Annotated in this window: 23 protein-coding genes and 3 pseudogenes; 5 read left to right on the top strand and 21 right to left on the bottom strand. The window is 43.0% G+C overall.

Translation table 11 applies throughout. The annotated features are described in order from the left end of the window. Positions 1–19: 19 nt before the first annotated feature. The 4 genes and pseudogenes from IR083_RS04085 to ltrA form a co-directional block, all read right to left on the bottom strand. Positions 20–307: a DUF3876 domain-containing protein gene (locus tag IR083_RS04085; protein ID WP_194223352.1), complete on the bottom strand. Its 288-nt coding sequence runs from the start codon at positions 305–307 to the stop codon at positions 20–22. An 11-nt stretch (positions 308–318) separates the two neighbouring features. Continuing rightward, complete coding sequence (locus tag IR083_RS04080; RefSeq protein WP_194223351.1) at positions 319–768, bottom strand: hypothetical protein; 450 nt, start codon at positions 766–768, stop codon at positions 319–321. Positions 769–785: 17 nt separating this feature from the next. Beyond that, positions 786–1370, bottom strand: a pseudogene (locus IR083_RS04075) (TraG family conjugative transposon ATPase); the annotation flags it as partial. A 106-nt stretch (positions 1371–1476) separates the two neighbouring features. Further along, complete coding sequence (ltrA, locus tag IR083_RS04070) at positions 1477–3288, bottom strand: group II intron reverse transcriptase/maturase (protein WP_194223350.1); 1812 nt, start codon at positions 3286–3288, stop codon at positions 1477–1479. A gap of 1 nt (position 3289) precedes the next feature. Here ltrA and IR083_RS04065 point away from each other — a divergent pair, with 1 nt between their 5' ends. After that, positions 3290–3550: a hypothetical protein gene (locus IR083_RS04065; RefSeq protein ID WP_194223349.1), complete on the top strand. Its 261-nt coding sequence runs from the start codon at positions 3290–3292 to the stop codon at positions 3548–3550. A gap of 331 nt (positions 3551–3881) precedes the next feature. Here the strand turns inward: IR083_RS04065 and IR083_RS04060 are convergent. The 7 genes and pseudogenes from IR083_RS04060 to IR083_RS04030 all read right to left on the bottom strand — a co-directional run. Next, a pseudogene (locus tag IR083_RS04060) lies at positions 3882–5798 on the bottom strand (TraG family conjugative transposon ATPase); the annotation flags it as partial. Positions 5799–5809: 11 nt separating this feature from the next. Beyond that, complete coding sequence (locus IR083_RS04055; RefSeq protein WP_194223348.1) at positions 5810–6151, bottom strand: DUF4133 domain-containing protein; 342 nt, start codon at positions 6149–6151, stop codon at positions 5810–5812. Positions 6152–6194: 43 nt separating this feature from the next. After that, positions 6195–6494 carry a DUF4134 domain-containing protein gene (locus tag IR083_RS04050; protein WP_194223347.1) on the bottom strand — a complete coding sequence of 100 codons (300 nt, stop codon included), beginning with the start codon at positions 6492–6494 and terminating at the stop codon, positions 6195–6197. Between the two features lie 126 nt (positions 6495–6620). Then, on the bottom strand, positions 6621–7343 hold the full coding sequence (locus IR083_RS04045) for a hypothetical protein (protein ID WP_194223346.1): 723 nt from the start codon (positions 7341–7343) through the stop codon (positions 6621–6623). Positions 7344–7345: 2 nt separating this feature from the next. Then, positions 7346–7765, bottom strand: a complete 420-nt coding sequence (locus tag IR083_RS04040) for a DUF3408 domain-containing protein (protein WP_194223345.1) — start codon at positions 7763–7765, stop codon at positions 7346–7348. 1 nt (position 7766) lies between these two features. Beyond that, a complete protein-coding gene (locus IR083_RS04035) occupies positions 7767–8216 on the bottom strand; it encodes a DUF3408 domain-containing protein (RefSeq protein WP_194223344.1) in 450 nt (149 codons plus the stop codon). A gap of 5 nt (positions 8217–8221) precedes the next feature. Further along, the gene (locus IR083_RS04030) at positions 8222–8965 is read right to left on the bottom strand and encodes a ParA family protein (RefSeq protein ID WP_194223343.1); all 744 of its coding nucleotides are present in this window, start codon (positions 8963–8965) and stop codon (positions 8222–8224) included. 305 nt (positions 8966–9270) lie between these two features. Between IR083_RS04030 and IR083_RS04025 the strand changes: the two genes are divergently transcribed. The 3 genes from IR083_RS04025 (at position 9271) to mobB (ending at position 11440) form a co-directional block, all read left to right on the top strand. Further along, a complete protein-coding gene (locus tag IR083_RS04025) occupies positions 9271–9450 on the top strand; it encodes a hypothetical protein (RefSeq protein ID WP_194223342.1) in 180 nt (59 codons plus the stop codon). Positions 9451–9770: 320 nt separating this feature from the next. Next, positions 9771–10208: a conjugal transfer protein MobA gene (gene mobA, locus IR083_RS04020; RefSeq protein ID WP_194223341.1), complete on the top strand. Its 438-nt coding sequence runs from the start codon at positions 9771–9773 to the stop codon at positions 10206–10208. Next, on the top strand, positions 10193–11440 hold the full coding sequence (gene mobB, locus IR083_RS04015; protein WP_194223340.1) for a conjugal transfer protein MobB: 1248 nt from the start codon (positions 10193–10195) through the stop codon (positions 11438–11440). Before mobA ends, mobB begins: the two co-directional genes overlap by 16 nt. A gap of 47 nt (positions 11441–11487) precedes the next feature. Here mobB and IR083_RS04010 read toward each other — a convergent pair whose 3' ends face one another. Continuing rightward, entirely contained in the window at positions 11488–12204 is a 717-nt protein-coding gene (locus IR083_RS04010) for a hypothetical protein (RefSeq protein WP_194223339.1), read from the bottom strand. A 191-nt stretch (positions 12205–12395) separates the two neighbouring features. Between IR083_RS04010 and mobC the strand changes: the two genes are divergently transcribed. Further along, positions 12396–14402, top strand: a complete 2007-nt coding sequence (mobC, locus tag IR083_RS04005; RefSeq protein ID WP_194223338.1) for a conjugal transfer protein MobC — start codon at positions 12396–12398, stop codon at positions 14400–14402. Between the two features lie 53 nt (positions 14403–14455). Here mobC and IR083_RS04000 read toward each other — a convergent pair whose 3' ends face one another. From IR083_RS04000 to IR083_RS03965, 9 genes and pseudogenes are all read right to left on the bottom strand, one after another. Beyond that, positions 14456–14884 (bottom strand): RteC domain-containing protein, encoded by a 429-nt coding sequence (locus IR083_RS04000; protein WP_194223337.1) that lies wholly within the window; start codon positions 14882–14884, stop codon positions 14456–14458. Between the two features lie 278 nt (positions 14885–15162). Next, positions 15163–15702: a ParB N-terminal domain-containing protein gene (locus tag IR083_RS03995; protein WP_199343183.1), complete on the bottom strand. Its 540-nt coding sequence runs from the start codon at positions 15700–15702 to the stop codon at positions 15163–15165. Between the two features lie 117 nt (positions 15703–15819). Further along, positions 15820–17127: a DUF3440 domain-containing protein gene (locus tag IR083_RS03990; RefSeq protein WP_194223335.1), complete on the bottom strand. Its 1308-nt coding sequence runs from the start codon at positions 17125–17127 to the stop codon at positions 15820–15822. Next, the gene (locus IR083_RS03985) at positions 17124–17534 is read right to left on the bottom strand and encodes a hypothetical protein (RefSeq protein WP_194223334.1); all 411 of its coding nucleotides are present in this window, start codon (positions 17532–17534) and stop codon (positions 17124–17126) included. Before IR083_RS03985 ends, IR083_RS03990 begins: the two co-directional genes overlap by 4 nt. Positions 17535–17859: 325 nt before the next feature. Continuing rightward, a complete protein-coding gene (locus IR083_RS03980) occupies positions 17860–18258 on the bottom strand; it encodes a polymer-forming cytoskeletal protein (RefSeq protein ID WP_194223333.1) in 399 nt (132 codons plus the stop codon). A gap of 165 nt (positions 18259–18423) precedes the next feature. After that, positions 18424–18549 (bottom strand): hypothetical protein, encoded by a 126-nt coding sequence (locus tag IR083_RS24770; protein ID WP_262893153.1) that lies wholly within the window; start codon positions 18547–18549, stop codon positions 18424–18426. Positions 18550–18556: 7 nt separating this feature from the next. After that, a complete protein-coding gene (locus tag IR083_RS03975; protein ID WP_194223332.1) occupies positions 18557–19039 on the bottom strand; it encodes a hypothetical protein in 483 nt (160 codons plus the stop codon). Between the two features lie 290 nt (positions 19040–19329). Continuing rightward, positions 19330–20247, bottom strand: coding sequence for a DUF4906 domain-containing protein (locus IR083_RS03970; protein WP_194223331.1), 918 nt, complete (start codon positions 20245–20247; stop codon positions 19330–19332). A gap of 14 nt (positions 20248–20261) precedes the next feature. Continuing rightward, positions 20262–20830: pseudogene (locus IR083_RS03965) on the bottom strand (hypothetical protein); the annotation flags it as partial.

The following is a 20830-nucleotide window of genomic DNA, read 5'->3' as shown; positions in this document are numbered from 1 at the left end:
ATCATTCTCCCGATAGGAATTATTCTCGCTTGTAACATCCTTCGGATGCAACAAGCAACAAATCGTTTTCTTCATCGTAAGCCAATTCTATACGCCCGAACATGTCGAATATCATTTTATCCTGAACGACCGATATGCGGGTGTCTACTTTTACCCCGTCCCTATATTCAAATTCAATGTGATAAGAATGGCTTCCTTTGTAAATACGTACTGGCGGAGAACCCGAATTATTTACCCAACGGCCTGTTAAATGCACTAAAGGACATTGTGCAAACGGTTGTTTGCGAAGTCTTTTCTTCTTTTCCATAAGATGCCTTTTTAGCCTTCAGAGCGTTTCTGATAATTGAAATACGGGACGATGTAAATCCCTTTAAGGTCAGGATTGTAGCATAGCTTGAAATAGCAGGATTCAATAAAGAAATAGAATACCCCTTCTTCCCGGTCATCGGCAGTGATCCTGTAGATCAGTTCCGGTTTATAGTCAAATGAGATCAGGTAAATATCTTCTTCCCTGACGATGATAAAGCAGGGTGGTATCATGTCTTTGAGTTGTTTGAAGGCATCCGTCTTATACGACCACTTTCCGCAGAGATCGTCCAACGAGACGGGCTTCGGCTCTGGATGAAACTTTTCCATACATTCTGCAAAGCTGATACCTGATGCCGGAAACTGCATCCCTGCTTCTCCTTGTTTATTTAGTATATCCAATATTTCTGTCAAATGGCTGACTACAGCCATTAAATCATTTCTATCTAATTTTTCAAACATCGTTTTTTATTTTTTAATTAATTACTTGCTTTATTCATGGCTATTTGTTTAATAGCCATCTCGATATCCCCTCCCAGTTTTTCGGTTAATTCCTGAACCTCAACCTTTTCAGTTTCTTCCGTTGTATAGGTATAGTATTCCGAGGGACTCACCTCTGTGGCATATACGGCTGATTGGACACCGCCCAGACCGAACCATACTTCTTTGTATTTACGCCCCGGATGATTGGACATATTGATAGAGAGTATCTGAGCCTTTTCCTTATCGGTAAGACCTAGGAGCGATTGGATCACGTCAAAACGGTTCATGAATTTGCGCTGGTCTAACAGAATTTTACAATCAGAGTTATTAATGATGGCCTCCTTAACCACAGGGCTTGAGATAATGTCGTCTACCTCCTGTGTCACAACGATGGCTTCTCCAAAATATTTACGGACTGTTTTGTACATATATCGCAGATATTCAGCCATATTAGCAGAGGAAAGGGCTTTCCACGCTTCTTCCACGATCAGTTGTTTGCGAATACCCTTTAACCGCCTCATTTTGTTGATGAAAGCTTCCATAATGATGATGGTTACTATCGGGAAAAGTTCGCGATTCTGTAGGCTAAGCACCCAGCGCCATACCATATTACTATGATTGGTTTCCAAGCACTCGCCTCCGAACCGTACGTACACCTTCCAGCGTATACGGCTCTCCGCCAAAGTATCAGTCTTTCTTTCCAATATCAGTCAGTTTGTGACAACTAGGACACAGTGCAATAGTTTTTCGACGTCTTGCAATCATGTGTCTTTCCCAAGGTTTCTTATTATCTAAACCTTTGAGTTTTCTCACATGATGCATATGTAATTTTATATCTGTTGCTCCGCATAACTCACATACATTTGCCTTTAGCCTATCAACCAAACTAGTTGTACTTATACTAAATGGTGCTGTGAGATTGTCCACCCATGAATGATAATTGGAGTTCTTTCGTTTAAAACCCTCATTGTAAAAGACTCTGATTTTATTTTCACCTTTCTTGTTTTTGAAGTCTACAGTAAATACATTGTTCTTCTTGTATTTACGACATATCTTTACAACAGATGTCCGATATTTACAAGCAAAAGTTTTATACATACTGTATTCCATAATGTACTTAAAGGCATTCATTACCGAACAGTTATTGGCTATTGAATAATAATTGTAGAGACCCCTGATTTCAGAGTTGTACCTATCTAAGATTTCTAAGTCGTCATTATTGATAAACTGAACACGGGCTTTCGGTTTCCATTGCTCTTTTCCATTGTGTATTTTGATTTCTAATACACCATATTCAAGCAACTTATTCTTCATAACATCCGTTGTCAGTTTTAGATACACTTTCTTGTTGAAAGCTCTCCTTATACGACCTGTTCTACTCCTTTTGGTAAGGTTGGACTTGCGAACATAGATTTCATATCCTAGAAATTTAGCAGACTTCTCGGTATGGGTAATCAGTGTTTTTTCGTCCGACAATTCAAGTTTCAGTTTGGATTGAAGAAAATTCTTTATATCCTCTTTGATTCTTGTTGCATCGTCTTTACTCCCGATTATTCCTATCAGAAAATCATCTGCGTATCTCACATATTTCATCCTTTTATAATCGCTGTCCATTTCGTCTCCACATGAGATTAAGGATCTTTCCTTGTCAAAAGCTTTGATCTGTTTGATAATGATTTTTCTATCATTTTTGTCTATTGTACTTTTTAGATTCACTACAGCGAGCCGTTTCCCATATTCATATTGAATGCGCTCTTTATTAGTTTTGCGGTTTTCCCCTTTATCGAACTTTTGGATATATTCCATCATGTATTTGTCTAACTTGTCTAAATAAATATTAGCCAATATTGGACTTACAATACCACCTTGCGGTGTACCACTATGGGTTTTATGAAACGTCCAATCTTCGATATACCCTGCATTCAGAAATTTCCTTATCAAGCGTATGAATCGTTCATCGGAGATGCGCTCTCTCAAAATATCAATCATGACATCATGGTCAATATTATCGAAGAACCCTTTAATATCCCCTTCAACAAACCATTTAGCTCCATTGAATGTCTTTTGTATCTGAGCTAGTGCTGTATGGCAACTTCGTTTGGGTCTAAAACCATAAGAACAATTTTTAAATGCTCCTTCATAAATGGCTTCAAGAATCATTCTGATTACCTCTTGTACTAACTTATCGTCAAAAGCAGGTATTCCTAGCGGACGTACTTTTCCATTTTTCTTTGGTATGTACGTTCTTTTCGAGGGTTGGGGCTGATAACTCTCATCTTTCAATGATTGTATCAGTTTTTCAATTCGAGTAAGGTTCATTCCGTCAATGGTTTGATTATCAGAACCTGGTGTCATATTGCCTGGCTTTGCATAAATGCGTTGATAGGCAACATAATACATCTCTTCATTGAACAAAACACGATAGAGCCTTTCGTACTTATAGGTCGAAAGCTTGCTGTGTTTCGCAAGACTGTTTAATACTCTTTCTGAATTTCGCATAATGTCTCTCACATTTTTCGTTAATTGTATTAAAACTACTTTAGCTGCCTCCCTTCGCCATGTACAGGTCATTATCCTGCTCGGACTACTACGGAAGCTCCGTTACCACTCCAGATATTCAGGGGCAATCCCCATAGCCTTACAACTGGCACTCTGGTATAGGCAATCCCCGTTTGCATACATGAAGAACTATGAGACTATACATAGTCTCTGGCACGACAGAGTGTCGGATACGACTTTCATCCTTTACTACATATTGTAGTTGCGCTATGATTAGTTCTTGCACTTCCTCCTCAAAGACTGGAAAAAGTGAATCACAGTACGACGAGTATAGTTATCTTGACGTCGCAGGTACGCATAATACCGCTTGGATTATCGTTCAATCAATGCAGATTTTATCCTCATAACTGTCTTTTCATCTCCCCATTCAGTCGCAACCTGATAACTGGTTGACTTATGGTATTCTCGGCATGCTACACTCCCTGTCCGGTTAATTTCCCTTTCAGATAAGCCGAGTGATGATAGGTTTTTCAAAGAACACTTACCTAGTCCTTGCCAAAGGACATTTCTTATGCTGCCTTGACGGGCGCACCCTTAATCGCGTCTATTTCAAAGACTATGAACCGTTTATTAAGCAAATCGAGTTCCTTATCCGAGTTCAGCAGAAAGTCGAAACGGCCACCTCTGTAATATTGACGTAGGGTAGTCAGCATATTGTCAATGTTAAAATCTCTCTTTTCCACTTTGATCTCTCTACTTTCCAGTTCCGGTTTGTAGGTATCCCGCATAAATTCATAGAAAGTATTGAAGCTCGGGCGAATACTTCTATCGCTTTGTATCAGTCCGATATACTCGTCAACAGCACTACCTAATTCTCCCGATTCGGTCTTCGTGATTTTATCGTCTTCGCTTTTCCAAAGGGTAAGCAACAGGGTTTTCAAACTGTCCTTCTTTTCTACATCGAACTGATTGTCATCGGTATAAAAAGGGTTGAAAGAGATCGGGTTATCTTCGGTATAGGTGAAATATACTCCGTCCTGCCCCTTTGTTTTGCGGCGGATCATTTCACATAATCCCTGATAGCTGTTACCCGTATCCACCAGAACGACGTGCGTGCCCTGTTCGTAGTACTGCCTGACAAGGTGATTCATAAAGAAGGACTTACCACTACCCGAAGGCCCCAATACAAACTTATTCCGGTTGGTGATGATTCCTTTCTTCATCGGTAAATCGGAGATATCCAGATGGAGCGGTTTACCCGAAACCCTGTCACACATCTTGATTCCAAAGGGAGATGGTGACGACTGGTAATTTGTTTCTTCCGTAAAAAAACAAAGGGCAGGTTCGATAAAAGTGTAGAATGATTCTTCCGAGGGAAAATCCCCGGCATTGCCCGGCATCCCGGACCAATAAAGGGTAGCGGCATCCACAGTATTGTGGCGTGGCTTACATTCCATCAGTGCCAATTGACTGCCGACATCATTTTTGATATGCTTTAATTCCTCCTTATCATCACTCCAGGCGATAACATTGAAATGTGCCCGTATGGAGGTCAGCCCAAAAGAATGAGCCTCATTCAGATAAAGATCGATCCACTCTTTATTGATTTGATTGCCTCGGGAATAACGGGAAAGAGATTGCATATTCCGTGCTGATTTCTCAAACTTCCGTAGATTTTCCGCACTGTCATCTAAAAACAAATATTGATTATAGATGTGGTTACAGCTAAGCAACAAGCCTACGGGAGCGGCAAAACTCAATCGACAGTCACTTCTGTCCGTAGACAGTTTTTCATAACGCATATCCGTTGCAATCTTTCCGGGTAGGTCTTCCGCATCCGACAGGGTATGCAGGCATACCCGTTTGTCTCCGATACGCAAGCTGTCAGCCCCTAATTCCATATCCTGCAAGCAGGTTGTCTTTTCTAGTGACAGGGAAAAGTACTTTTCTACCAGTCCAGCCTGATCTTCGGTTCCGGTAATCTCATCCGATGTGAGGCGGGTAAGGGTGATGAATCCCGAATCGTTCATAATCTGTTCAAACTGTCCGACCGCTTCAAGGAACTTGACAGCCGTATCCTTATTGACCTCCTTGGGTATAATCTTCCCCCTGCACAAGGATGAAAAATTCGATTGCATACGCATCCGCTCCCTGGTTGTTTTGGTCAGGAACAGAAAGCAGGTGTGATTCAAAAACGGACGTTCATTAAAATGAAGTTCATATGAGCGGGATAAGAAAGTAAGGTCTTCTTTATCCGTATCCGGCTGATACTTCTCTCTGGTAAACCAGTCCTGCTTATGGATAATACTGTAATCGGGCAATACCTTGATCGCTTTCCCCCAGGATGAATGAATGGCTTCGTACTCGGTAGAGGTGACAGTGAAAAGTTCAGGCAGAGCTACTTTGTAGGCTACCGTTATATCCGCATCCTTGCTGATAATACAATCATGCTCCACGGAAAGAAGTGGAAACTTGCTCTCTATAGTTGAAGCTTTCAGAATATTTCTCATATGATCTTATTTTATATTTTATTCGACACTTTTCTTCTTTTGGAATTTTTAAAAAGCCTGCGGGGAATTTTCCTGTTGATCAGGTAGCGGGGAGACCCACGTTTTGCCAGCATCTTCATCAGGCCGTGTTCGCCGTATTTTTCATTGAGCCGGAATGTAAGTCCTATCAGGACAGAGGCGGAGATGACTCCGAAGCCGATGCAGACCCATTGGTTTGCACCTGCCATATACATGACAACAAATACAATGAATACGGCTAGCAGCCCGGCAGCGAAGATGAACAGGTATTGTGCTTTCAAACCCTTGAACTCCACGCTTTTGCCAATTCCTTTGTTAATTGAATATTCAGCCATATCTACTTGTGTAAATCGGTTAATAAAAGGGTCTGTGACCCTCTTAGAGGAAGAAAGAGCGAAGGATTGTTGCCGCCACGATAAGAAATATACAGGCTCCGAACCAACTGGCTGCGGTTTTAGAAGTATCGGGATCTCCGGAGCTGAACTTATTATATACTTTGATGCCACCGATCAGACCGACGACCGCCCCAATCGCATAGATCAATTTTGTGCCGGGATCAAAGTAACTGGTTACCATATTGGTGGCTTCAGTAATCCCGGCCTGTCCGTTGCCTTGTGCAAATGCGAATGAAAAAGCCATAAGAATGGCTAACGAAAAAAAGAATCTTTTTTTAGTCATTGTAAATTGTTTTAGTAGGTGCAGGAAACTGGTGTTTCCCACACCTGTTAATGAATGATTTTTTTAATGGATTTTTAGTGGTGCTTTTTAAGGATAAGCTATCCGTACTCTTTTTCTTTCATACGTTTATTTCTTAATTTGTTGAACCAGATCATTAATATCAAAGCCATCGGGAACCGCTTTCGGTTTACGGTTTTTCTTACCTGCTATGCCAGCCAGATAATCTTTCATATGAAAGTCCATCAGTTCTGTAATAATATCCCTGCGTTCAGGAGCACTTGACGCCAGTTTTTCGAACAACTCTGTGTTTTCTAAACGGCTCAGCGACTTCCCTGCTTGCAGGCACTCTTCAGGTGTCGCTTCCTGATAATGGACAACTACTGTTACCGCTTGGCCCATATCCTCGAAAGTCATTCCGCTCGCAATGGAAGCTCCACGAAGTCCTTCAACTTCTTCTTCTTCTTCGAGATCTTCACTTTCTATCCTCTCATATTCAAGTGGAACATCAATCGATAAAGGTGGATTATCTTCCTGTTCTGCTTGATCCTCCGGGACGCTTCCCTCAGACTTTGATGAAACAAAATTATTCGAATTTTCAGCCTCTTTTTCGTTTCCTTCGGGCTTGGCATCGAGTGGCTCCGTTTTGGCAGAGCTTGGCTCAGTAATGCTCTGAACAGGTAATTTAAAGGTACTTTTTCCAATAATATCGTTTGGTGGCGGTTGGACGTGACTTGTCGGCTGCGGGTTATGCCTTCTGCTTCTTTGTTCCCTCTTCATGTTTGTCCACAGCACATAACTGGTAACACATACGACATAGAGCAGGACAGCTACAATAAATACAGTCAGCATAATTATTCTGTTTTATTTATTAATTCATCCAACTCTTTTCTTCTTTCTTCTTTGAGATCCGCATATAGATTCTTTATTTCATCTTTATACAAGCTGAAATGTTGATCGAGAATATTATCTATATAGCCTCCAATCGTTATTTCCCTGTCATCGAGCATTCTGATAAGAGAAGATATGATCTCCTGATTTTTTAGGCTGATGTACACGCATTGGCGGGTTCTGAATATTTTGGGCTGAAGGAATAGCTTCCGGTATTGGACGGCTGATGCCAGCCGATAGTTCGATACGCTTGTTTTACCTGTGCAGGGTTGTTCCGTTTTACATGCATCCGGTTTATCTTTCTTTTGTACCTGCCTGATTATTTTATAGCTTATGATCATACACAAGAGCAGGATTGACGATACGATTATTATTGTTTCCATATTATTTTTTATTAAAAAGTTTATTACTTAAATTTTTCTTGTACAGTCCATCTATCAGGTCTTCACAAGTCTCGAAATGGTATTTGAGTACATTATCGATGAAGCTCGAAATGGAGATTGAGTTTTTACCTATTGTCTGGATAATCTTCTGGATATAGTTGTGGTACTCAGTACGGATATTGACTGATTTCCCTTGCCGTGCTACGACCTCGGATTCCTGAATGAAAAGATTGATATAATCCTCTTCAGTCATACCAGGACTACTTACAGAGTCATTCTTCTGTCGATACTCTCTCTTTCGAGTTTCCTGTTTGATATCAGGTTCTTTATGTTTGAGATTTTCCTGTTTATTTCCTGCTGTTTTCTTAGCAGGATCTATCTCAGTATTCCTGAATGTAGATAGCAAAAACTCCTCATCTATATTATCAGTATTTAATTTGCTGTTTTTCATAGATGTTATTTTATAAAGCTTAGTATTTCGTCTGTAAGCTCTTGTAAATTACTGTTAATAACAAGCTGTTTGTCAGCTGGAAATAATGTGGATCTGAATATCGATTTGCCTGAAGTCGGTAGTTCCCTGCGGAAACATTTCCTGTCAGGAACAAATGTTTTCATCAGGTTGAGTCCCAACTCACTGATTATTTTTTCATAGATTCCATACAATTCGGTTTTTTCACGCCCGTCCACCATGTTCCAGAACAGGTGTAATCCTTTAATATCACTGCGTCCTACTGTGATCAGGTTTTCATTTATGTTTGTAACGAAACGCAAGGTGCTTGTCAGTACCACTCTGTCAGCACTAATAGGAGCAAAGATGTAGTCCATTCTGGATAGTGTTCTTAAGACTCCGGCACTATTGACCGTACCCGGTAAATCGAAGAATATAAAATCAAGAGACTCTTTGTTCAGCCGTTCGGCATTTTCCAGTGCTTCCTCCGGCTTGCTCTCCAGAATGATATATCCCTTTTTGTCTAAAGCAGTCATTTGACGGTAGGCCATTTGTTTGTAATAATCGTTACTGAGCGTCATCTCGATATCCCTCTTACGCATATCCATAATACTGTATTGAGGAAAGTCACAATCAATAACTGCTACATTGTAGCCTTTTACATAATGCAGATAACTAGCAATCAAAACAGTCATTGTTGTCTTTCCTGCCCCTCCTTTCTGGGTGGAGAATGCCACATACTTTGTTTCCATACGATTTTTTTTATGAATTATTTATACCGACGTATATACACACGTATATCTTTTTGTTCGTAAGAGCATACGTGCGCTCTTACCTGAGAACAGACACACGAAATACCGAATGTGCATATGTTCCATAAATCAAACAGACATTTATTCACACCTGCACACAAACCAACGTTCCTTTTATCGTAGAAGTGGATATCTATACGAGTGTGTAAACGTTTGCGTTTACATTCATCCGGCGATACGGATAAACATACTCTTGTTCGTATTTCTGCTCCTGAGTTCGACATATCGTTTTATTATATATTCTTATGAACTATCGACCGGTTTCCCGTTGGAACGTTGAAACGCTCGGTCGTTCTTACTCTGTGCAAATAAACATCAAAAAAGAGCCTTCCATATGCTCTTTTTCTCTGGAGGTAGCCAGTGGCGTCGGTTTGGCATCGCTTGGCACTATCTACTTATATACAGGATATTATAATGGGAATTAACTTTGTGGAGTGAATAATTCCGGACATCTTGGTCTATCCTTACAGGCTAGCCCGCTAACGTTTAATCTGTCCCTTCAGGGCAGATTTTGGATGTTCGTCAGAATATAGCAAGCTGTGTTTTTTGCTGCACGAAATTCGTTATGCAGCAAAAAACGCTTGCCCCCGTAAAGGGGGAAAAGCACTCTCCGAAGTCGGTGCTTTTGGTTAATGTTTAATGAAAGGATCGGATATTATTTGCTCTGTAATAATTAAACGGTCTGCTTGATTGGCAGATCCATGTAAACAAAAGAGGCTGTGCCTCCCACTAAAAATCCATTTTTATGACAACAGGAAAACAAAAGTCCCCTAAACGGTCTAAAAGAGGACGGATACCGTCCGAGGAAAAAGCCGAGTACAGGTATTCGGTGAACCTGACACCTACGGAACATATCCGTTTCCTGACTCTTTTTGAAGAATCGGGAGTAAAATCGAAGGCTCAGTTTATCGCCGCACGGATATTTAATGAAGAATTCCGGGTAGTAAAAACCGACCGCACAATGCTCGAATATGTGACAAAGCTATCTGCTTTCCATGCACAATTCCGGGCAATCGGTGTTAATTATAACCAGATTGTGAAGTCCCTGAACAGTAATTTTTCAGAGAAAAAAGCTCTTGCTTTTCTCTATAAACTGGAAAAAACAACTATTGAATTGGTGGAAATAAGCAAGCAAATAGTTCAGCTGTCTGAAAAATTTCAAGATCAATGGTTGCAAAAATAAGTGCGGGGAAATCTCTTTTCGGAGCGTTGGCTTATAATCAGGAGAAGGTTGATGATGGAAAAGCGAAGGTGTTGGGAGCCAATCTTGTTTGTGAACCCGCAGACGGAAAGTTTAGCATCGGAGGTGTGATGGCTGATTTTAACAGATGGATTCCCTCACATTTCCGCACTAAAAATCTGGTATTTCACGTATCACTCAATCCGCATCCCGATGACAAGCTGACCAATGAACAGCTTACAGAGATTGGACGTGAGTACATGGAAAAGCTTGGGTATGGTAATCAGCCTTATCTTATTTTCAAACATGAAGACATCGAAAGGGAACATATACACATTGTCTCGCTGCGCGTAAAAAGTGACGGCAGTAAAGTAAAAGATTCGAAAGAGCATGAGCGGAGTAAAGCCATTACAATTGAGTTGGAACACAAGTACAACCTGATACCCACCGAAGGGCAGAGTCAAGGAGAACTCTGGATGCTCTCTCTGGTAGATGCTTCCAAAGGAAATCTGAAGAAGCAAATAGCATCGGTCATAGAGCCTTTGACATCCATGTACCATTTTCAGACAATGGGTGAATATAAGGCTCTTTTGTCCTTATATAATATAGGTATAGAAGAGTTGCGGGGGGAAGCGAAAGGAAAGGCATACCGGGGATTATTATATTCTGCTCTTGATAAGGACGGAAATAAAGTCGGAAAGCCTTTGAAATCATCTGTTTTCGGTAAAACAGTTGGCTTTGATGGTTTGGAAAAGCGTATGACAGAATCTTCTCAAAAGATAAGAGAAGGAAAAATTCGGGATCAAACACGAAAAATAGTATCCGGAGCATTGGTTACAGCACAAGATGAGCTTCAATTCAGAAGAAAGCTCCAATCGTCAAATATTGATCTGGTATTGAGGCGTAATGATGAAGGCAGAATATACGGTGCGACCTTTATCGATCATAACAACCGATGCGTACTCAATGGATCACGGCTCGGTAAGGAGTTTTCTGCCAATGTGTTGAATGAAAAGTTCAGCAAGAAGGAGTATATAGATTATACACAATCACAAACTATCCAATCGGCAGATGTACCAACGATAAACAATCCGGTTAATTTGGAGAGTATAGGAAATATGATTGATTCTGTATTGGATATTCCTGTATTTGACAACCCGGCTAACCCTGATGCCAGTAATCGGCAGTTGAAGAAGAAAAGAAAGAAGAAAAGACGCTATGGCAGACAGATGTAATAAATATACAATGCTCATAGAATATGTTTGTTTACGATAGGTTCTGCTTACCGGAACCTATCTTCTTCATACCATTTTCCTTCTTTGTTCTGATATAAGCTTCCGACAGCATAACCGTTATGCTCTCTTCGATAAAAAGAGTATTTTCCATCTCCATCGTCAAAACCATAAAGGTCAACTTCACTCATTTTGGCGATAATGGGAAAACCATAGCCGTTATTTTCATGGCAGTGGCATTTCATTTGAGGACGCTTGTGATTAAACGTACCGAATACAGAACGAGCCAGAAAATCTTCATCTTGCACTGTTCCGCAATGCAGGCATTTATTACTCCAATATTTTACTTGCTTTCCAGGAGACAGCAAATAATCCCATTGAGGAAATACTTTCTGGATAAGTCGCGCTGTAGGAAACGGTATAAAGCGGATATGATCGAAAGAATATAAGCCATCGCCTTCATCCCAGCGTTCTCCCTTTTTATTCTGTTTCATCTTTATATGCAGGGATTGGGACGCAAGAGATATTACAGAAGTTCTTTTATTACATCTATTGCATATTACCGGAGCTTCATGGATATAAAAACCATCACCAATAATAGCAACAGTATTTTCAGGGAGCCAGTGATCAAAAGTTTCAGGAGTGTCATCGTCTGTAAAATAGAAACATTTAAAATCCCGGTCAAACTTTCCTCCTTCAGAGAAAAATACCTTTTCCTGTCCTTTGGGTACACTTACAATTGTTCCTTTATATCCGGCTGTATACATGATAGGTTCTGTTAATGTAACTTTTGTAAAGATATAATTAAAATAAACTACTTGATTGCTTTGTTTCTCTTTTCAGTTTTTGTGCCACTCACTGCCATACTAACGCCACTTACTACAGGATAGATATAAGTAGTTATATAATAACACACTACCCTTTCATCTTTGCATTTTATCAATTAAAAATTCATAGTATGCAACAAGAAGATGATTTGAGAGGACTCGCTAAAGTTATGGACTTTATGCGGGCTATTAGTATTTTATTTGTAGTTATTCATATTTATTGGTTCTGTTATGAGTCAATAGTCGAATGGAAAATCAACATTGACGTAGTAGATCGAATTCTATTGAACTTTAACCGGACAACCGGATTATTCAAAGTATTACTGTACACAAAGCTTTTCTCAGTTGTATTTCTTGCACTTTCATGTCTGGGAACAAAAGGAGTAAAAGAAGAAAAAATCACATGGAACAAGATCTATATTCTACTTGTGATCGGTTTTCTATTATTCTTTATGAACTGGTGGCTATTAGAACTACCTTTTTCATCCTCTTCCGGTAGCATCATCTATATTTTTACGCTTGCCTGTGGCTATTTGTGTTTACTGGTAGCAGGTACGTGGATGTCACGCCTTTTGAAAAACACACTAATGGATGACGTTTTCAATTTAGAAAACGAATCATTTATGCAGGAAACCCGCTTGATGGAGAATGAGTATTCAGTTAATCTGCCAACGAAATTCTGGTATAAGAAGAAAACATGGCGGGGATGGATAAATGTAGTCAATCCATTTCGAGCCAGCATCGTGTTAGGTACTCCCGGTTCCGGAAAGTCATATGCAATAGTTAATTCATATATGAAACAGCAGATTGAAAAAGGATTTTCAATGTACGTGTATGACTTTAAATTCCCCGATCTTTCCACTATTGCATATAACCATCTGTTGAACAATCAGAAGGGATATAAGAAAGTACCTAAATTTTATGTAATAAACTTTGATGACCCTTCCCGTTCACATAGATGTAATCCGATCAATCCCTCTTTTATGAATGATATCTCAGATGCTTATGAATCGGCTTATACTATTATGCTTAACTTAAATAAAACATGGGTACAAAAACAGGGAGACTTCTTTGTAGAATCTCCGATAATTTTATTTGCGGCTATTATCTGGTATCTGCGTATTTACGAGGATGGGAAATACTGTACTTTCCCACATGCAATAGAATTTTTGAACAAACGCTATGAAGATATTTTTCCGATTTTGACATCTAAGCCCGATTTAGAAAATTACCTGAGCCCTTTTATGGATGCCTGGCTTGGAGGAGCCGCTGATCAATTGATGGGGCAGATCGCATCCGCTAAAATTCCGCTTTCCAGAATGATTTCGCCACAGCTTTATTGGGTGATGTCTGGCGATGAATTTACTCTTGATATTAATAATCCGGATGAACCTAAAATATTGGTGGTAGGCAATAACCCCGATAGGCAGAATATATATGGTGCGGCACTCGGTTTATATAACAGCCGTATTGTAAAGCTCGTGAATAAGAAAGGACAGCTAAAAAGTAGTATTGTAATTGATGAGTTGCCAACCATTTATTTTAAAGGTTTGGATAATCTGATAGCCACAGCTCGTAGTAATAAAGTCGCTGTACTTCTCGGTTTTCAGGATTTCTCGCAGCTAAAGCGTGATTATGGTGATAAGGAGTCTGCTGTTGTCATGAACACCGTCGGCAATATTTTTTCTGGACAAGTGGTGGGTGAAACAGCCAAATCCTTATCGGATCGCTTTGGAAAAGTGTTACAGAAGCGGTCTTCTATTACTATTAATCGCCAGGATAAATCAACCTCAATCAGTACACAAATGGATAGTCTGATACCAGCCTCAAAAATTAGTAGTTTAACTCAGGGAATGTTTGTTGGAGCAGTCGCAGATAACTTTGATGAACGGATAGAACAAAAAATATTTCATGCTGAAATTGTTGTGGATAATGCAAAAGTAGCAGCAGAAACGAAAAATTATAAGAAGATTCCTGTTATTACCAGCTTTATAGATGAGAATGGCGTGGATTGTATGAAGGAGCAAATACAAGAGAATTACAATCGCATCAAAGCTGAAACGAAACAAATAGTTGAAGATGAACTGATTCGTATTAAAGCAGATCCGGAACTAAGTAAATTATTACCTAAAGAATAATAATATTCTGATCTTGTTAGGGTGACCGAATGGATCACCCTATTTTTAATCCATTATTTGCGTGTGTTTTTCTCTTCATCCCGATCCATTCTCGCCTCTAGAACCTTTTTCAATTTGTCTATGAATGCAGTTCTGCTACCGCTTTTCGTTCGCATTTTATAGTAAAAATCAGAGCATCGTTCAACTTTTATATTAAATGTTTCTCCTAAAAATTCCACAAATGCCATAATTTCAACATCGCCATTATCAACACATCCTGCTTCTAATATGGCATATGCAAGTTCAACGAGATTAGATATATCTGCGGTCCACTGATATTTGAATCTTTTATTCTTTTTTTGTATCCGGGGGTTCGAAGATACATCTTCCGATTTAATTAATTCAATTGCACAATCCAGCATTAGGATTGCTTTAGCCAGATAATCAAATACCTCATTTTTTCCCCGATTCGTATTCGGATTTTCTGTTTTGTATGGATACAAATTCTATACGGGTATAGTTCAATATAAGAAAAAGGCTGATGTGGTCAATTTCAGATTTATAAAAAGAGAATATGCTGTGTGTAAAACTCTTGTACGCATTTTTAATGTCCATACTATAACATTGCTTCTCTGTGTAATCCCGTATACAGTAATAAAAATCTGTTTCTAATAATATTTCCATAGTTCTGCTAAATTGATATTGTTAATAATGAACATGATAGATCAGTCCTTCAGGGATCATGGCATGGCCTCTATACTCCTCGCTTTACCGGGCCGTATTAAGTTTGCTCCCCCTCCCTTACCGAAAACTCCCTGTTAGCAAATAAAGCGGCCAGTCCTGTCAGTTGTTTTAAGCGGAGAATCTCATCCATATCCATACCCACATGCTTAGCTATCCATGCGGTGGACCTGCCCATAGAGACCAGTTCCCGCACAATGGCGGACATCAGGCCGATGTCATGCGACCCCCTGGCCCTGTTATGGCGTATGGTCGAGGCCATCCGGTTGTCCAGACCGCGTTGCGCCTCACGGATAAAGGTAACCGGCAGGCGGCCGTATGTAGCGGCGGATATCTTTTGCGAGCGTATTTCAGCCTGGCGGCGGTGGAACCCGTCCACAATCCGGAACAGGCCGTCCTGGGGGCTGGTAACCACAGGCATGGTATAACCGTCTTCTTCGATCGAGGTGACCAGCAGCCTCATTTCGGGAGGAGCCACGCTGTTGGGATTGTAATCGTTGCCTTCTACATGCCCGGTCTTCTCCCAGGCGACAAAATCGACCGGCTGGTGGTTCAGCGGACTGACCCGGTGAAGCAGCATACGCACATAATTAAGCGTATCGATACGGTCCTGTATGCCGGCAATGCCGCTTATCAAACGGCAGATCTCATTTGCCAGGTCCTGGACCTGTATATTTATTTTATCTGTTTCCATCGTTTATAATAGTTTCCTGTATTTCTCCAGAAGTTCTTGCTGCCGTAATATCTGCCTGCGGGTAATAGAAAACGAGAGGCTCTGGCACAGTATATCATTTTTGAGTATAGCCATGCACATACGTCTCCAGGAAAGGAAATCGGACTTGTTATCCAAGCCGGGCAACACATCCGGGATGCTGCGGAATTTAACGACATATTTGTCACCCTTTCCCCGCTTGCTGTATGCATACGTATTGATAACCATGTCCGGGTCCAGCTCTAAAATATCTTCATTACAGACAGGTGAACCGACCCTGTGCCAGTAACGGATAAACCGGATGAATTTAGTGGTATATATGCTGCGGGTTTCCTCGGGCAGTGTTTTCAGCAGGAACTTGCAGTAGCTTCTCCATGTATGCCCCCGGGGAAGGCTTATCCTTTTAGCTCCCGTTGCTTTGGTCCCGCAATAGATATTCCCGAAGTTGGCTCCGCTGACACGGTCCACCACTTTTACCCATGTTTCGGGCTCAAGCTCCCTGAACAGGTTCAGCCCGGCTTTCTGCTCGTCCCCGTAAGGTTCGCAGATACGCATCCTGGACAAGGGAACGCCGGCTTTATAAAACAGGTCGTAAATCGGGTTGTAAGGCTTCCGGTATTTACCGTTATAGACCCAGATATCGCTTGTCTTCCAATCGTATACCGGGTAGAAATTGTAGGTGGTATCCGATACCCGGGTCGAATATTTCTTATTGTCGAACGTACTCTTGTCAGGTCGTTGTATGGCCCGGTAACGGTTCAGGCTCTCATCCATGCGGATGCCTATCAGGCAGGCCGTCTTTACCGCATTATTGCGGGTATTGAACCAGTCCCCGAAACGGGCGGTAAATTCCTCAAAGGTCATGTCTTTCCGGTAAAAGTCAAAGGGATGGTTGTCCCTGTGGATGATGAAGTCATGTTCCGGCATCGGACGCACCCATTTGTCTTTTTTTGCCGGATCCCAGAAGATCCAGTACGGCTCGTACATGGAGACCGCATTGGTGGTGGTCATCGGAAGGCAGACCCAATAGGGTTCGATCAGGTCAGTGTTATCCAGGTACATGCGTTCTATGAAGTCGACGGTTCGTTTATAGGAAGCCTCCACGTCTATATACAGCACACCGATTTTACGCTTTATTCCGTGCAGGCGCATATAGTCGAGGACCATATTGAGCATCACCCCGCTATCCTTCCCGCCCGAAAAGGCCAGGTATATATTCCCGAATTCCGAGAATATATAGCCGATGCGCTCCAGGGCAGCCTCATAAACATCCTTTATCCCGCGCCTGTTCATACGGTTTTTGCCATTTTAAAATATCGCACGCTTTTTCGCGCGACCGTGAATCCCAGCTTTTCCAGGACGGGCAGCTCATACTCTTCCGCCGTAAAGCAGACCGGGGTTCCCGCCTCCATCTCCGACAGGACCTTATCCAGCAAGGCTTCCAGCACATCGTTATCCCGCCAGGTGAAATCGTTGCAGATATGCCCCTCGCGGACGGATAAAAATCCGGTCACCATATTTTTGCCTTTGACGGAAATATACCACAGGTGGTCTTCCGTATTCTTAAACGGATAACCGCCGTTCAGGCGGATCACATCCGGATTCATTACAAAAGGGCCGATAAGGCTGTGAAGCCGCAGGTCCGTACCCCATACCTTTTCGATACGGCAGGTGTGTATATCAATGTCTGTTACATCCATTGGTTTGCTTTTCAGGTTATACAGCCGGCACACAGGACCCGGCTCTATAACCGGGGGTGGCTGTTTTATTTACGTATTCCATCATTTCTATCTCTATGCAGCCCAAAAGCCGCGGTTTTATTCTTATTATTTTATCCTGTTAAAAAAAGCGGGTTGTCCCGGCTTATCGCAAGCGTACGACAACCCTTTAAGAAGACAATAAACTTCCCCCTGTGTAATAGCGGAAGTAAAGACAATAAACTGAATATATTTCATTTTGCCTGATAATATCTTTTCTGTTGCCGGTACCGTACAGCACATATCCGCTACGGTGCGGGCCGTGCTTTTATTCATCCGTAAAACCCTGCTCTTGCTCCTGTCCGTCCCGGCCGGCCTGTGGCAACACGTTGCGGGTCATCATACATCGCCCTTCAAAGCGGGCGCCGGCCTCCAAATCCCCATGCAGAAAACCGCCTTTGCGCAGCATGGTACGCCCGGTGATAGCGGCATTGCCGTCCAGGTAGCCGTATATGTCCAAAAAGGCAGCCGTGATATTTCCGCGAACCTCTCCGCTACGGCCGATGACCACGGTCTTCTCACAACAAATATCCCCAACCACGGCCCCGTCCACGCGCAGGTCTTCACTGAGCTTCACCTGGCCGGTGATAACCGTACCGGTAGCCACTATGCTCGGGACCTCGCTTTGCGGGCTATGCTGTCTTTGTTTTTTTTCAAATAATCCCATCGTTTTATTTAGTTTCTCCGTTTTTTTATGAATAAGTCATGGCTTACATGCCCGGGCCGTATAGCAATTAATTTACGTTACGTCGTTTTTTTCCATCCGGGATATTTTAATAAAAAGCTGGTTATCCCGGCGGCAGGCCGGATTGTCAGGGTTTGATACGTTTATTCATCCGGTACCTCCCTGTGGAAAAATCAGCTCTTTCGTCACCTCTGTGTCTGAGTCTGCATTTCTTCCTGTAATGTTGATCCGGTGGCACAGCCAAATAACCACAAAGTCTGTTTGCGCGGCCATTCCGGTTTTATTTATCCGAGCGTGCAAAACCTGCTGCCGGATATTGATAATAATCAATATCATTTTTATCGCACCAGGCGATAAATTCTTTATATAGCTTATCCAGTTCCTTGTGGCTAAGGCGCACATGCCCGGAAGAGCCATCCACAGTTATCCGGATATATTCCGTATGGAAACCGCGTTTCTCGATCCGTACAGAGTCATTCAGGCGTATAGCCATCGGCCGGTCTTCCTTTAACGTGACGAAATCCCGCAAACCGGACAGGAACGCGGATATCCCGGGCGCGTCACTTTCAGCCAGGGTCGCAATACTTCCGGACGAACCGGTGTTTTTATTTTTACCGGATGATAACGTAAACCGGCAAGCGGCCCCGTCGCTATGTACGGATAAAACGACCTCTCCCTTTTTATAAATCGTGCGAACCGGTATTTGCGCACTTATCCCGATGGTAAGGATCAATAAAATAGCCAGTAATAAATTCTTTTTCATTCTAATCGTCATTTTTAATAATCATATAAAGCTTTCTGATCCGCCTGCAAATCCCGGAGGGCAGGCCTGTTCCTGTTTTCGTCGGCATGACCGGTCCGTACTTCACGGGTCATGGCAGGGTATGGCCTCTATACTCCTCCAGCCCGGATACTGCGCTGCCGCCCGCCGCAAGGCGGCCATGCAGCACCCGGCGGACGTACTGCCTTCCACGGTTATATCCACGCTGCGGTCCTGTGGCAGGTGCAGCCTGAAAGATCTGCTAACCACAGGCCCTGCCGTTTCTTCTGTTTTCACCCCTTTTTCCATATCCTTACATTTGAGGTATGTACTTCCATTGCGCCTGAAAGGCCTGAGGGAAGGACCCTGATGCTGATGTCATACAGGTAGCCCCGCACCGGCAGCGGGAAGTTCGAACTTGCAACATATTCCCTGTCGGTGCCATTAATTGAAGTCAATATTCTCAGGCGAGGGGATTCTATGGATTCATAGATATACGTGATGCCCTCGTATTCCCCTGTCGAAACAGGGTCTAAGGCTACCTGCGGATAGGCAATCAGGTCCGGGGCGCCGAATGTTAATGGGTTGCCCGGGGCGTAGAGCGTACAGGGCGCGGCATTTTCCACAATGAACGCATTATCCGCACCGGCCCCCGCATTCTCCAGGGTGACGCGCAGCTTGGCACAGGCCCGCGTCAATGCGATACCGGCCGGGCTGGCGGGGGAGGTGCCGCCCAGGTTGATAGTTGCCGCCTGCCCGTACATGGGCAGGCCCGAACTGAGCATCACCGCGGTGGTCAGCGGCCCCTGCGGGGTTGCCAGCGCTTTTATATCACCGACGGAGGTTACCGCGTTCAAAGAGGCGATATCCCCGCAATTGGCCACCACATAGATATCCCGGAACGCGGCCGCGGCCGGATCCAGCGGCAGGCTGACCAGCGTGCAGTGATCGCCCGAGGGAGAGAATCCCGTATGGATAAAGCTGTTCAGCACGGCCGTACCCCCGGGAGCAGCCAGGAAGACGCTCAGGTCTTTTACCGCGTATTCCGCGGGCAGGTCGTCCGGACCGCCGGCCGCCTTCAGGCTTGGCGCAGCGGTCAGTACAAGGGAAACCTCCCGGGGTGGTCCTGTAAACGGCTGATCGCCGTCGTGACAGGCGGACAGCAGGAGAAACGCCAGGGATAAGGCCTGATATAGGATACCGGTTTTCATCGTTCTTGGTTTTGTTATTCTACATTTCTGACACAGCGGGATACGGTTGAAGAAAAGCTATAGCGTTCGAAGCGCTGGTAGAGCACTTTATCATAGTTCGCAGGATCGGCATAATCCAGGTAGCCGCCATACCAATACCCTTTGACCTGGTGCACCACTTCCATCGGGTACCAGTTTTCAATACCCGGAAACGGCGGTACCGGATAATAAGGCCAGCCGCCCGGATACTGCCTGAGGGTGACGACAATATCACCGGGGGTGAAAAAGTCGTCGATGATCCCCAGCTTTTCGCTTCCGAAGCTATCCCCCCCCTGCGTATCGGTCAACAGGTATTTGGACATGTCCGTCCCGGTTAATTTCCCCAGCAGGTCCTGTGCCTGTTGCCGCAAAGCCATGGAATAAAAGGGCAGGCTGTAATCAATGCCGAGCCATGTATTGGATTGCCATATCTTGTACGTTTGGTCGAACAGCGCAAGGAACGACATCATCTCGCAGGAGTTGATCAGCCGCCAGCCGGGGCCGTATTTTTTCTCACAGTAATACGGGGGCTGCCCTTTGATGATATTCGGGCCCTGTATGTTGG

It is taken from the genome of Dysgonomonas sp. GY75 (assembly GCF_015234155.1).
Taxonomy (GTDB): Bacteria; Bacteroidota; Bacteroidia; order Bacteroidales; family Dysgonomonadaceae; genus Dysgonomonas; species Dysgonomonas gadei.
This window is presented reverse-complemented; position numbering and strand designations above follow the sequence as displayed.